The sequence below is a fragment of the Bifidobacterium sp. UTBIF-78 genome, from assembly GCF_006408945.1.
In the GTDB taxonomy this organism is placed as follows: Bacteria; Actinomycetota; Actinomycetes; order Actinomycetales; family Bifidobacteriaceae; genus Bifidobacterium; species Bifidobacterium myosotis.
In genome coordinates this window covers 30,060-42,546 of sequence record NZ_JFAO01000036.1, presented here as the reverse complement: position 1 = coordinate 42,546, position 12,487 = coordinate 30,060, and the positions used below count along the sequence as shown (strand labels likewise).

10 protein-coding genes and 1 pseudogene are annotated in these 12,487 nt (G+C 63.2%); 3 read left to right on the top strand and 8 right to left on the bottom strand.

What is annotated here, in order from left to right; all coding sequences use genetic code 11:
- Positions 1-337 precede the first annotated feature (337 nt).
- Positions 338-2,017, bottom strand: coding sequence for an energy-dependent translational throttle protein EttA (gene ettA, locus BG22_RS08445; protein ID WP_140494783.1), 1,680 nt, complete (start codon positions 2,015-2,017; stop codon positions 338-340).
- Positions 2,018-2,551: 534 nt separating this feature from the next.
- Here ettA and BG22_RS10895 point away from each other — a divergent pair.
- On the top strand, positions 2,552-2,692 hold the full coding sequence (locus BG22_RS10895; protein ID WP_181163460.1) for a hypothetical protein: 141 nt from the start codon (positions 2,552-2,554) through the stop codon (positions 2,690-2,692).
- Between the two features lie 122 nt (positions 2,693-2,814).
- Here the strand turns inward: BG22_RS10895 and BG22_RS08440 are convergent, their stop codons facing one another.
- Positions 2,815-3,216, bottom strand: a complete 402-nt coding sequence (locus BG22_RS08440; RefSeq protein ID WP_181163459.1) for a helix-turn-helix domain-containing protein — start codon at positions 3,214-3,216, stop codon at positions 2,815-2,817.
- A 129-nt stretch (positions 3,217-3,345) separates the two neighbouring features.
- The gene (locus BG22_RS08435) at positions 3,346-4,893 is read right to left on the bottom strand and encodes an MDR family MFS transporter (RefSeq protein ID WP_219846939.1); all 1,548 of its coding nucleotides are present in this window, start codon (positions 4,891-4,893) and stop codon (positions 3,346-3,348) included.
- A gap of 382 nt (positions 4,894-5,275) precedes the next feature.
- Here BG22_RS08435 and BG22_RS08430 point away from each other — a divergent pair, with 382 nt between their 5' ends.
- Together BG22_RS08430 and BG22_RS08425 are read left to right on the top strand one after the other, a co-directional pair.
- Entirely contained in the window at positions 5,276-5,770 is a 495-nt protein-coding gene (locus BG22_RS08430; RefSeq protein ID WP_140494779.1) for a MarR family winged helix-turn-helix transcriptional regulator, read from the top strand.
- Positions 5,767-7,245, top strand: a complete 1,479-nt coding sequence (locus BG22_RS08425; protein WP_140494777.1) for an MFS transporter — start codon at positions 5,767-5,769, stop codon at positions 7,243-7,245. The genes BG22_RS08430 and BG22_RS08425 overlap by 4 nt, the downstream gene beginning before the upstream one ends.
- A gap of 132 nt (positions 7,246-7,377) precedes the next feature.
- On the opposite strand, the gene BG22_RS08420 is transcribed toward BG22_RS08425, so the two are convergent.
- The 5 genes and pseudogenes from BG22_RS08420 to BG22_RS08400 form a co-directional block, all read right to left on the bottom strand.
- Positions 7,378-8,079, bottom strand: coding sequence for an FHA domain-containing protein (locus BG22_RS08420; protein ID WP_181163458.1), 702 nt, complete (start codon positions 8,077-8,079; stop codon positions 7,378-7,380).
- A 27-nt stretch (positions 8,080-8,106) separates the two neighbouring features.
- Positions 8,107-8,802: a hypothetical protein gene (locus BG22_RS11365; RefSeq protein WP_375137714.1), complete on the bottom strand. Its 696-nt coding sequence runs from the start codon at positions 8,800-8,802 to the stop codon at positions 8,107-8,109.
- Positions 8,788-9,024: pseudogene (locus tag BG22_RS11505) on the bottom strand (hypothetical protein); the annotation flags it as partial. The gene BG22_RS11365 and the pseudogene BG22_RS11505, both read right to left, overlap by 15 nt.
- A 28-nt stretch (positions 9,025-9,052) precedes the next feature.
- Positions 9,053-10,117, bottom strand: coding sequence for a PP2C family serine/threonine-protein phosphatase (locus tag BG22_RS11225; RefSeq protein ID WP_233428097.1), 1,065 nt, complete (start codon positions 10,115-10,117; stop codon positions 9,053-9,055).
- Entirely contained in the window at positions 10,114-12,477 is a 2,364-nt protein-coding gene (locus BG22_RS08400; RefSeq protein ID WP_233428126.1) for a transglutaminase domain-containing protein, read from the bottom strand. Before BG22_RS08400 ends, BG22_RS11225 begins: the two co-directional genes overlap by 4 nt.
- Positions 12,478-12,487: the final 10 nt, after the last annotated feature.

Sequence of the window (12,487 nt, the reverse complement as noted above, 5' to 3'; positions counted from 1 at the left end):
TTAAGAGATGGCTGAACGCCGTGTAACGAGCCTGTGAGAAAGGTAAACGTGAGGTTAGTCGTGGAATGTGGCCATGATGCGGACGCCGACATGGGCGTTGTCCGGGTGGTGCGGAGTGGTTTGGAGCTGCTTAGGGATTGCCGCCTGATGCGGTGGAGTGTGGAGAGTGGACGAGCGCTGGGAACCGGTGGGCCATTCGATTGACGGCTTATGGCACTCGGATACGGGCACTCGGATACGGTAAGGCGGCCGCCACCGACATGGTGACGGCCGCCTTACCGAATGATGCGTACGGGCCTATGCCGACCCGCCGCATGCATGTCCGCTGACGGTCGAATCAGCCGCGCACGAGCTTCTTGTGCAGACGGTGCGGGCGGGCCGCGTCCTCGCCGAGGCGGGACACGCGGTTCTCCTGATAGGCCTGGAAGTTGCCCTCGAACCAGTACCACTTGGCCGGGTTCTCGTCATCGCCCTCCCACGCGAGGATATGCGTGGCGACGCGATCGAGGAACCAACGGTCGTGGGAGATGACCACGGCGCAGCCCGGGAAGGCGAGCAGCGCGTTCTCGAGGCTTTCCAGCGTCTCGACGTCCAGATCGTTGGTGGGCTCGTCGAGCAGCAGCAGGTTGCCGCCCTGCTTGAGGGTCAGGGCGAGGTTCAGACGGTTGCGCTCGCCGCCGGAGAGCACGCCGGTGAGCTTCTGCTGGTCGGAGCCCTTGAAGCCGAAGCTCGCCACGTAGGCGCGGGTCGGCACCTCCACGCCGGCAACCTCGATAAAGTCGAGACCGCCGGAGACCGCCTCCCACAAGTTCTTGTTCGGGTCGAGGCCCTCGCGGTTCTGGTCCACGTAGCTGATCTTGACGGTGTCGCCGATCTTCAGCTCGCCGCTGGTGAGCGGCTCGAGGCCCACGATGGTCTTGAACAGCGTGGACTTACCGACGCCGTTCGGGCCGATTACGCCCACGATGCCGTTGCGCGGCAGCGTGAAGCTCAGATCGTCGATGAGCACGCGGTCGCCGAACGCCTTGTGCAGGTGGTTGGCCTCGAGCACCAGCGAGCCCAGACGCGGGCCGGCCGGAATCTGAATCTCGGAGAAGTCGAGCTTCTTGTTGTTGCGGGCCTCCGTCTCCATCTGATCGTAACGCTCCAGACGGGCCTTGTTCTTGGCCTGACGGGCCTTCGGCGAGGAGCGCACCCAGTCGAGCTCGTCCTTGAGTCGCTTGGCGAGCTTCGCGTCCTTCGCGCCCTGGATCTCCATACGCTTGGCCTTGGTCTCCAGATACGTCGTGTAGTTGCCCTTGTACGGGTACAGGTGGCCGCGGTCGACCTCGCAGATCCACTCGGCCACGTTGTCCATGAAGTAACGGTCGTGGGTGACGGCGATGACGGCGCCCTTGTACTGGTGCAGGAACTGCTCCAGCCACAGGATGGACTCGGCGTCCAGGTGGTTGGTGGGCTCGTCGAGCAGCAGCAGGTCGGGGGCCTCAAGCAGCAGCTTGCACAGGGCCACACGGCGGCGCTCGCCACCGGAGCAGACATTGACCGGGGTGTCCGGGTCGGGGCACTGCAGGGCGTCCATGGCCTGCTCGAGCTGCGAGTCGAGATCCCAGCCGTTGGCGGCGTCGATCTCGGTCTGGAGCTTGCCCATCTCGTCCATCAGGGCGTCGAAATCGGCGTCCGGGTTGGCCATCTCCTCACCGATCTCGTTGAAGCGGGCCACCTTTTCGGCGATCGGGCCAAACGCCATCTTGATGTTCTCGCCCACGGTCTTGGTGTCGTCCAGCGGCGGCTCCTGCTGCAGGATGCCGACCGTGAAGCCCGGGGTGAGGGTGGCCTCGCCGTTGCTCACGGTCTCCAGGCCGGCCATGATCTTGAGCAGCGTGGACTTGCCCATGCCGTTGGGGCCCACCACGCCGATCTTCGCGCCCGGCAGGAAGCTCAGGGTCACGTCGTCAAGGATCACACGGTCGCCGAAGGCCTTGCGCGCCTTGATCATTTGGAACACAAATTCTGCCATGAGGTGCAGCTACTCCTTAAAAATGTTGGAATTCCGCCGTTTCTTTGGTTCGTGCATGCAGATTGACACATGCGATCGACGGTCACCGTCCGTAGGTCGCGTTGCCGTCGTCCCGCCTTGTCGTCCGCTTCCATGCGGCGCGTGTTCCGCATAGCGGTCGAATCCATGCCAAACCACCGCCCACCATGGTAACGGAAGGGCTGGAATGGCGGGGTGCGCCGTGGCTGGCAGCGGGTTGGCATGGAGGTTGCGGGTTGTCGTACGTTATTCGTTGTTCGTTCGAGGCCGTCCGCTGAGAGGCCCCGAATGGGAGTGGCAAGACTTGGGTTGTCGGAGCTTACAGGTGAAGCAATCCACACCTTGTGTGAAACAATATAAGAGCTCGCCCAAAGAGAAATCCAGTCGATGCAGGGTGATGGCGAGGCAGCAGCAGGGGAGTGCGTCAACCATCGTTGACGTCATCATGTGATCGTTTGACACCATGCCACGCCGAGGCGGACGACCGGAGTGGGATATGTTCAGGGGAATCGCACAATGGAGTCTTTCAATGCCTCCGGAAGAATAATGCTTACGGGAGGCATGGTGATGGTCGGCTCGCTGAGCATCCAGACATCCTCGTTCCTGTTGGCGTTGCTGATTCGCCGCGCGCCGCGCCTCTTCGAGCACGTCATCTGAGAACTGGGGGTCGAACAGATGATGGTCGGCGAACGTGAGCAATACGTCCGTCAACCATGTGTGAGGGAAGACGTTCGCATCGAGGAAGGCGATGACCATAGTGGATTTCCTCTTTTCCGGTTTCAGTTGAAACGGGACAGGTAGGCGGTGTAATCGACGTCGTCCAATCCGCCTTGGCTGGCGGCCTCCCGCATTTCCTCGAGTGCCTGACGTCCATGGGCTTTGGATTTATCGCGGTAGGCGACGACCTGCGCCCGGGAGACCATGCGGTTGCCTTTTGCGCCGTATCTTGTGAACGGGATTTCTCCGGAGTCGAGGATGCGCGCGACCGTCTTCGGAGAGACGCCAAGAATCTGCGCGGCTTCGCCTGTGGTGATGAGGTCCGTGCCGCCGCCATGCACAATCGCATCGAACGCGCGACGTAGCTCCTCTGCGTCCAGCGGTATTGCTGTGCCGTCTCCTGATGTGATGTATGCGGACCCCTTGCTGACTTGGGAAATGGGGATTGCCTCGAATGTGGTCATGACTGTTCCTTTCCGATGGCGCTTCCCTTGATTGTAGCCGCTACTGGACATATCGGCAATATCGGACAAATCGGACACGTGTTGCTGGTTATGATCTGAGCGATTCCCGCTGATGCGCGTCGGGAACCGCTACTTGACCCTGCGGCCGCGGTCGCGGATGAACAGAGAGGCGACGAGGCAGACCGCGCATACGATGGCCACGTCGCGGAACGAGGCGCGCATGCCGAGGGTGGAGGCCGCGGCCTCATCCATGCCGGATCGGACGGCGCTGGCGGCGTGCGTGTTCATGATGGTGATGAGCAGGGCGATGGCCATCGCGCCGGAGGTCTGGCGCATCGTGTTGTTCATCGCGGTGCCATGGGGGATGCGCTGGCCGGGCAATTGGTTCAGCGCGGCGGTGACCAGCGGCATCGAGCTGAACGCGGAGCCGGCTAGCAGCACCGTGAAGTACAGCGCCGGCTGCCACACCGGCGTGTGCTCGTTCATCGTGGCGAGCAGCACCGCGGCCACGGTGAGCAGGGTGAAGCCAATCAGGGCGATCGGGCGCCCGCCGATACGGTCATAGAGACGGCCGGCCACAGGATTGAGCAGACCCATCACGATGCCGCCGGGCATCATGATCAGGCCCGATTCGAGCGCGTTGACGCCGAGATCGTTCTGTAGGTACAGCGGCAGCACGTTCTCGATGCCGATGAACGAGGCGAAGCCGATCACCGACACGGTCAGGCACAGCGAGAACATAGGAATCGCGAAGATGCGGAAGTCGAGCATCGGCTGGTCAAGCCTGAGCTGGCGGACGATGAGCAGCACAAGCCCTACCACGCCGACCACTAGGGAGACCAGCACCGTGGCGCTCGCCCATCCGGCCTTGCCCGCGTCGGAGAAGCCGAACAGCACGCCGCCGAAACCGAGTGTGGAGAGCATCACGGACGCCACGTCGATATGCGGGTGCGTCGGCTCGCCCACGTTGTAGACGGTGAACCATGCGGCCGCGAGCACGGCGCCGGCGATGGCGACGAGGATGGCGAACATCCAACGCCAGCTGAGCCATTCGACCAACAGGCCGGAGATGGTGGGGCCGAGCGCGGGCGCAAAGGCGATGACCATGCCGAACATGCCCATGGCCTGACCGCGGCGTTCGGGCGGGTAGACGCGGAACAGCACGGTCTGCAGGAGCGTCATGAGCACGCCGGCGCCGCACGCCTGCAGGATGCGGCCGGCAAGCAGCAGCGCGAAGTTCGGAGCCAGTGCGCAGGCCAGCGAGCCGGCGAAGAACATGCCCATCGCGTAGCCGAACAGCTGACGTGTGGTGAACGTCTCGATGAGAAACGCGGTGATTGGGATCATGATGCCGTTGGTGAGCATGAACCCGGTGGTGAGCCATTGTACGGTGCTGTTGGGCACGTCGAACTCGTGCATGAGCGTGGGTAGGGCGGAGATCATCAATGTCTGATTGAGTACGGCCGCGAACGAGCCGATCATCAGCGTGATGATCATGGCGCCGGTGCCGGGGTGCGCGGACTGCGTCTGCGGGGTTTGGGGACGGGCAGGCTTATTGGGGGCGTTGTGGCCGTGTGCCGGGTCGAGGGAATGGTCGAGGGCGTGGTCGTCGGTGTCGGTGTCGGTATCGGTGTGGCTGTCGGGGCGAATCGAGGTCATGGGTGCTTCATCCTCCATGTGACATCTGGAAGCGGCATTCGGTGCGAATCCATCGCATGCCGCATGTCATTGTAATGATGCGATTGCCCATGGGCGCGATCATGCCCGCGCCTGTTTCTCCGTCGTTTTGTTGGATGGGGTGGGTGGTCGGTCCTCAGACGGGTGGTACTCGGCATGCTGGGCTGGCATGTGTATCGAGACCACCGGGTCGATACTCGGCGGGTAGGGCGAGCTCGTGGCGTGAGGGTCGCTGTGTTCGACGAGTGGTGGCGTTTGGTGAGTGGTGGTTTGTCCGGTGAGTGGTGGGCCGTTTGGCGCGTGCCTGGCTTTTATGTCCCCGCATGCCTTTATATAGTTACTTGCAGTAATTATCAATAGTAACTAATTAGAGGGGTGATACATGGAGAACACCGAGCTGCCGGTGGAGGAGGTCCGTCGGCTGCTGGACGCCTGCTGGAAGGCGAAGACCGTCACCGAACTGATGCCGGCCCTGCCGAAAGGGCTGAAACCGCGGTACATCCACATCATCGACGCTGTCTGGCACCTCAATGAGCCCGGCGGACAGGACGTGGGTGCCGCGCGCGTGGGCGACGTGAGCGCGTTTCTGGGCGTCACCACGCCATCAATCACGAAACTGGTGGGAGAGATGGCCCAGCTGGGACTGCTTGTCAAACATGCCGATGCGTCCGACCGCCGCGCGGTGACGCTCACCCTCACCGCGCGTGGGCGTGAGCTCCGTCGTGTGTACGTGGAGGAATACCACGCGCGACTGAGTCATGTGCTGGGCGGGCTGACTCTCGAACAATGCGAGACCACCGTGTGCACGTTGAACGAAACGCTGCGTCTCATGAACGAATACCAGATGGACGAATATCAGGAAACGAGGATGTCATGACCGAAACAGTACATCAGGGTTCACCGGCCGGCGTGCCCGAAGCCGGTGACGGCGGCAAACGGCCGGTTGCGGGCGGGCTCGTTATCGCGGTGGTCTCGCTGGCGATCCTCACTTTCCTTGGCATCCTGTCCGAGACCTCGCTCAACATCGCCTACTCCACATTGATGGAAGAGTTCGAGACCGACGCCTCGGTGGTGCAATGGCTCACCACCGGCTACCTGCTCTTGCTCTCCGTGGCGATTCCAAGTTCTCCGTTCATGGTGCGACGGTTCGCCACCAAGACGCTGTTCGTCGCGGCGGTGTCCATTTTCACCGCCGGCACGGTGCTGGGCGCATGCGCCGTGAACTTCCCGATGCTGCTGGCCGCCCGTCTGGTCATGGCCCTTGGCACCGGCATCTCGCTGCCGCTGATCACCAACATCATTCTGGAGAAGGCGCCGTTGGAACAGCGAGGGGCCATGCTGGGCATCGTGAGTCTGGTCACCTGCGCGGCGCCGGCCGTGGGGCCGGTGTTCGGCGGCGTGGTCATGGAATACCTCGACTGGCATTGGATCTTCTACACGATGCTGCCGTTCCTGCTGGTGTCGTTCCTGCTGGGTGTGACCACGATCCCCGACATTCGCAAGGGTGAGGAGGCCTCGATCAGTGTGCCGTCCTTGCTGCTAGTGGCTTTGGGACTTGCCGGATTGATCGTGTCGGTAAGCTTCTTCGCCACATGGAACGGTGACTGGCGCTTCTGGGCCGTTCTGATCGGCAGTGTCGCGGTGTTGGCGGTGTTCGCTGTGGTGCAGCTGCATATGGCGCGTCCGCTGATTGAAGTGCGCGTGTTCGCCTACGGCGGCTTCGCGCTGGGCATGCTCATCCTGCTCATGAGTTCGGGCGGAGTACTCGGCGTGAACTTCCTGCTGCCGATCCTGCTGCAGCGCGGTCAGGGCATGGGGTCCATGAACGCGGCCCTCGTGCTGCTGCCCGGTGCCGTGGCCGGCGCGGTGGCCGCCCCGATGATCGGAGGTGCGCTGAAGAACCATTTCCCGCCGAAGTTCATCCTGCCGGGATTCGTGGGAGTGACGCTTGTGGACGTCGCGCTTATCGTCGGCGCCTCCAACGTGTGGGCGGTCGCCGTGGCCTACATGCTGTTCATGACGTTCAGCGGATTCGTGCTCGTGCCCGACCAGACCCATGCCTTGAACCAGCTGCCGGCACGTCTCAATGCCGACGGGTCGGCGGTGATGAACACCGTGCAGCAGCTTGCCGGCGCCATAGGCACGGCCGTCGCCAGTGCGCTGCTCTCCGAATTCGTCATGATGGCCTCGGCCGACGGCCTGGATGCGCCGGCGGCCAATCGTGGCGCGTTCGCGCAGAGCATGTGGGTGTTCGCCGCGATGGCGGTGTTCGGCGTGGTGCTGGCGGCGCTGATGTTCCGCTTCTCCGTGCGCAAGTCGCCCGAACTGGTGGAGGTGTCGGACGGACGGTGATGCCGGCGATGACGGCACTACCATCCGAGCACGACGGCGGAATGGTGGTGGCGATGATGGCGGAATGACGGTAGCGCAGAGACTGTGACCGCTTGGCTTGTTCTGCGCTACCGCTATTCCACCTGTTCCGCTCTACCGTTCGGCCTGTTCGGTGAAGTGGAAGAACTGGTCGCCGATACGGACGGTGGACGGGGCCTCGAGCTGCCTTGGTGTGCCTTTGACCACCTGGGTCTCCTGCCCGTCCTGAATGATGTAGGTGCCGTTGAGCGAACCGTAGTCTTCGATCCACAGCGCGCCATCCGTATCGATGCTGATGGCGGCATGGTTGCGTGACGTGGTGCGCGTCGGGTCCTCCACGCGCTCCGCCTTGGCGCCCTGCGGCACGTCCATGGACGGCTTGCGGCCCAGCAACGTGCTCTTGTCGATCACGATGGTCTGGCCGGTGACGTCGTTGTGAAGCAGATACGTCTTCTGCGGGGCCTTCGACGTGAAGGCGGAGGAGAGCACCGTGCTGTCCCAATCCGAGATGTCGTCTTCGGCGGCATGGGGCGTGATGTCCGCATGGGCCGGGCCGGATTCGGGTGCTGAGGATGGTTCGGGTGCGGTTGATATGGCTGATGATGAGGGTGCTGCGGATGATTCGGATGCTGATGCTGCGGCTGATGATTCGGATGTGGCTGGTGCTGCTGATCCCGATACGGTTGATGATTCGGGTGCTGCTGGTGTCACTGATGCCGTTGATGATTCGGGTACGTCTGCAACGGAATCCACTGTGGACCGGTCGTCCTCATACCAGCCGAATTCCGGTGCCGGGGGATAGGGGATGAAGGCCATGATCGCTGTCCTTTCCTTCGCTGGACGTTACTGGCGGGAGGCCAGGGCGGCATTGATCGCCGGATCGCCCAATTGGGCGAGCCAGTCCAGCAGTGCGGGATACGTATTGGGATTGCGCGCGATGCACACACGCAGTTCGGGCGCATATTGGGCGATCTGGGCGATTTGCATCTGATCGGTGGTGGTCAGTGCGAGCTGCACGGTGAATCCATAGGGGTTGGTCACCACCGGCTCCTCGAAGACCGGCTGGACGGGGGTGGCAGTGGGTTGCGCGGCGGTCTGGGCATACGCGGCATACGAATCGTTCGTCGGAGCGGCGCCGGTGACGTCGGCGGCCCCGGATTGATCGGTGCCGTATGCGGAGGCGTCCGCCGGTAGGTCCGAGACGGACTGCAAATCGGCGTATACCTCATGCTGAGGCGCGTCGTTGGCGGTGGCCTGATTATCTGCCGGCGTCCATGCACCATTGTTCCCGCCGTAAGACGCGGCATCCGAAGCCATGTCGGCGGCTGCGTACGATTCCGACGCGGCCGGGGCGGAGGGTGTCTGGGCCGAAGAGGCCTCAGCCGAATACTCCGGTGCGTCTGGGCCGACTTCCTGCGTTTGCGTATCGGGGGAGGGTTCTTCGCCCGCCGCGCCTGTTTCGACGGAGGACGTGTCGCCGGCATATGCGGTCTGCGAACTCTGCGGATTGTCGGATTCGGCCGTCTCCCTATCGACCACCGGGCCTCCGATGGCATCGGCAGTGAATCCGATCTGCGCCAGCGTCTCGCGGGCGCGTTCGTCGCCGAACTCGGCGAGCCAGCGCTTCAGTCCCGGATAGCATCGGGGGTTCACCGCCACATTGGCGCCGAATTCCGGGTTTTCGTAGGCGATTTTCGCCAGCAGCACCGGATCTGCGTTCGGGTCCTGTACGGCGGCGACCGCGGCATCGTAATCGACCATGGGTAATTCCTCCTTGACTCCCGTTCGGCTATGCCGAACGCAACGTTCGTAGTGTTTGCAGTGTTGAGTCTTCGATGACGCCGATTTCCTCACCCACGTTCAGCCTGTAGGCGCTGAAGGCGTGATGCTTGGGGGAGACCGGTGGCATATCGACCACAATCACAGTGATGTTGTCCGTGCCGCCCGCATTGAGTGCGGCGGCCAGCAGGGCGTCCACGGCTTCCTGCGGGTTGGCGTGGGCTGCGGCGATGGCGGCGATGCGATCATCGGGAACCTCGCCGTGCAATCCATCCGAGCAGACGATGAACCGTCCGACCATGTCCGCTACGTAGACATCCGGCTTGATGCCGTTCGGGTCGCCCAGACATTGGGTGATGATATTGCGTGGAATCGTGGCCTCGGCCACTTCCGGCAGCATGCGGCCCGAATCGATGGCCTCCTGACGCTGCGAATGGTCCCTCGTGATGCGTGTGAGCGAGGTGGCGTCCCATAACGGCGTGACATCGGTGAGTCCATCATCGGTCGTCGTCGGCTCTGCATCCGCGTCGGTCCGGGGCAGTGGATTCATGTGGTAGGTGCGTGAATCCCCTATGTTGACGACATAGGCCTGATCGATGAATTCGCGCGAGGCCTTGGCCGGCTCGGGGTTAGCGGTCGTTGCGGTCGCTGTGGACGTTTCCGCTCGCGTATTCGTTGAGGTTGGCGTAGCTGTCGCGGTCTCCTTGGACGGGGAGGTCGCCTCAGAAGGGATGCTCATCTTGGAAGGAGAGGATGCCTCGGACGGGACGGTCGGCAGGATCAGACCGGAAATCGTGGTACCGGCCACGCCGCCGAGCTCCAGTCCCAGAGCCAGAATGTCGTGTTGGGCTTCGGCCAAAGCGTTGTCGATATCGTCACGTCCTCGTTCGGGCTGGTCGGCGAGCCGGGCGAGCCGTTCCACGGCAAGTCTGCTCGCCCGTTCGCCGCCCATGCCGCCGCCCATGCCGTCACAGACCACGTATACGCCACGACGCGCGATGCCGCTGTCCTGATTGTTCCGGCGCCTCAGGCCCACGTCGCTGGCGATTGCGGTGCGGATGGAACCTGACCTCATGATTTCGTCCCCTTCTTGGGTGTGCGCGCCCTCGTTGCCGTGCGTTGCCGCTTCGATCTGTCGGCGCGCCTACTGGACAGTATAACCACGCTTTTCAACGAAAGTCTGGTCTTCAGACGCCGTAAGGCGGGCAGGGATGCGAGCATGGTTTTACGCAGCCGGTCCACGCTCCGCCAGTATGCGGCGGCCTGACTGGACAGTACCGCCTTGCCGGAGAACGAAGCGTAATCGGCTTCGCGCCCCAACTGGGTGAGGGCCTGTCCGCCGGTGCCGAGCTGGCGGGCTATGGACTCGGCCTGGTCGCGTCTGGTGCCCTTGGGGGTGATGCCGCTTTGTTCGGCGAGGGAGGAGATGGCGTTCCAGCCGGCGGCCACACGGGTTTGCGGGCTGCCATGACGCCTCGCGCGGGCCAGAGCGAGGGCCTTGATCAGAAGAATCAGGCCACACAGGATAAGCAGGGCCCACAGCGGGCTGCCATACAGCGCCACGGCTCCCGCCACCCTCTGGAATCGGGTCCAGAACAGGTTCGCCGAGTCGGCGTCGGCATCAGCGCCGGCCAGTGAGCTTTGCCCCTTGGCCTGGGTTTTGTCGCGCAGAGGGTCGGTGAGCGGCACGGGAGGCTGACGAACCAGCGTTTGCGGGTTCGGCGGGGTCAGATTCTGGTTTTCGTCGGGAATCTTGGTCTCCTTGGGAGTGGGATAGAAGGCCACCCATCCCAATCCCTGCAATTTGATTTCCACCCATGCGGTCACGTCGTTGCCGGTGAATTCGGTGACCGTGGTATTGCCCGTCGTCTTCTTCGTGCGCGCATCGGTGATATCGCCTTCCTGATTCTTGGGCAGGAATCCCATCACCACGCGGGAGGGCAGTCCCAGTTCGCGGGCCATGAGCGCCATGGCGGAGGCGTATTGCTCGGAGTCTCCCACCATGGCGGTGCCGGCGAGCAGCTTGTTCACCCGGTAGTTGCCATGGCCGGCCTCCGAAGGGTAATCGCCCTGAAGACCGTGGGAGAACCAACCGGACTCCCTGAGCGTATCGGCCAGCGCGGTTGCCGCGGCCCCGCCTGAGGCCTGACCGCCGGCTATGGATGTGGCCAGTTTGCTCACCGAATCAGGGACCTCACGGGCTTCGGGCTGACTGACGCGGGACGCCTTGGCTTGGTTGATCCGCTTGTCGGTCGGTTTGACTGGGATGATGCCCGATTCCGTATAGGTCATTCCCTCATGGGTGCCGGAAGGGATGATCGCCGAATCGGTGTCGGCGTTGTAATAGAAGGTGTTCTCGCCGGACGACGTGAATCGGACGCCGGTGGCCATGCCCGCCAACGGCAGCCAGGAGTCCGCGAGCCCCTTGTTCACGGTGAAGGTCGCGGTGAACGGGTAGCCCTGTTCCTTCGTGGCGATGCTCGTGCCCACGCGCTCGTAATTCGAGGAGCCGGCAGCCTCACTGGAATCGGACAGATTCCACACCGAACCGTCGAAACGGTCCATCACCGCGAGCCTTACCGGCGTACCGGCGGGCAGATTGGTGGCCGTGAGCAGCACGTCCTTCTTATGATCCTTGATATAGGATCGCATGCCACTGAGGGGGCTGGTGTAGTCATAGGGGCTCAGCGGAGGGTTGTACCGGTCCCTGAGCACCAAGCGCGGCTGCGACGTCAGCGTGGTGCCGCCGGCCGCGAGTCCGATGGCCAGCGCCACGATGATAAGGCTGGACAGCCAGCGTCCCCATTCGAACAGCTCGAGACGCCAGGACAGCCAGATGATGAGCAGCAACGCGAATGCCGTGCCGCACAGGGGGCGTTGCCAGCCGGTGCCGGTGCCGAGCAGCGCGCTGAGGGCCATGGCGGCCACCAGCGGCGGCACTCCGGCCAGCGAAAGCCATGCATTGCCTTGGACGGCGAATATGCCGGCCAGGAAGGTGAGCCACAATCCCATGGTCCAGAGGGCCATGAGACTGCCATCGGCGGTGCCGATGGGTGGTGTGATGGAAATGAGGTATTTGAACGAACCGAAGGTGTCTGCCCATCCTTTGCTCAATGTGTCGAGTGAGGGCACGACATGGGCGGTGGTGGTGCCATTGAGTGCGATCACCGGGCCCAATATGAATTGCGATACCGCCAGAAACACCAGCTGCCACCACAGGCGCAGGGCTGGAACGGTGCCCGCGCATGCGATGAGCGCCCCGATCAGTGTGGCGGGAACACCGGCGGCGGCCCAAGCTATCGGGTCGCCATAGACATCGATGAGGTTGGCCAGGGCCAGGAGCATCATGACCGTCACCAGCGTCAGACTAATGAGGTTCCGGGCCCATTGCCGATGCGCATGATGGACTCCGTGGGGCAGTTCGCCACGGGTCATCCAGATGACC

Excerpts from the sequence above, each read along its gene's own strand:
- BG22_RS08435 (WP_219846939.1), bottom strand. The coding sequence starts at position 4,893 with ATGGAGGATGAAGCACCCATGACCTCGATTCGCCCCGACAGCCACACC.
- BG22_RS08400 (WP_233428126.1), bottom strand. The coding sequence starts at position 12,477 with ATGACCCGTGGCGAACTGCCCCACGGAGTCCATCATGCGCATCGGCAA.
- BG22_RS08430 (WP_140494779.1), top strand. The coding sequence starts at position 5,276 with ATGGAGAACACCGAGCTGCCGGTGGAGGAGGTCCGTCGGCTGCTGGAC.
- BG22_RS10895 (WP_181163460.1), top strand. The coding sequence starts at position 2,552 with ATGGAGTCTTTCAATGCCTCCGGAAGAATAATGCTTACGGGAGGCATG.
- BG22_RS11225 (WP_233428097.1), bottom strand. The coding sequence starts at position 10,117 with ATGAGGTCAGGTTCCATCCGCACCGCAATCGCCAGCGACGTGGGCCTG.
- BG22_RS08420 (WP_181163458.1), bottom strand. The coding sequence starts at position 8,079 with ATGGCCTTCATCCCCTATCCCCCGGCACCGGAATTCGGCTGGTATGAG.
- ettA (WP_140494783.1), bottom strand. The coding sequence starts at position 2,017 with ATGGCAGAATTTGTGTTCCAAATGATCAAGGCGCGCAAGGCCTTCGGC.
- BG22_RS08440 (WP_181163459.1), bottom strand. The coding sequence starts at position 3,216 with ATGACCACATTCGAGGCAATCCCCATTTCCCAAGTCAGCAAGGGGTCC.
- BG22_RS08425 (WP_140494777.1), top strand. The coding sequence starts at position 5,767 with ATGACCGAAACAGTACATCAGGGTTCACCGGCCGGCGTGCCCGAAGCC.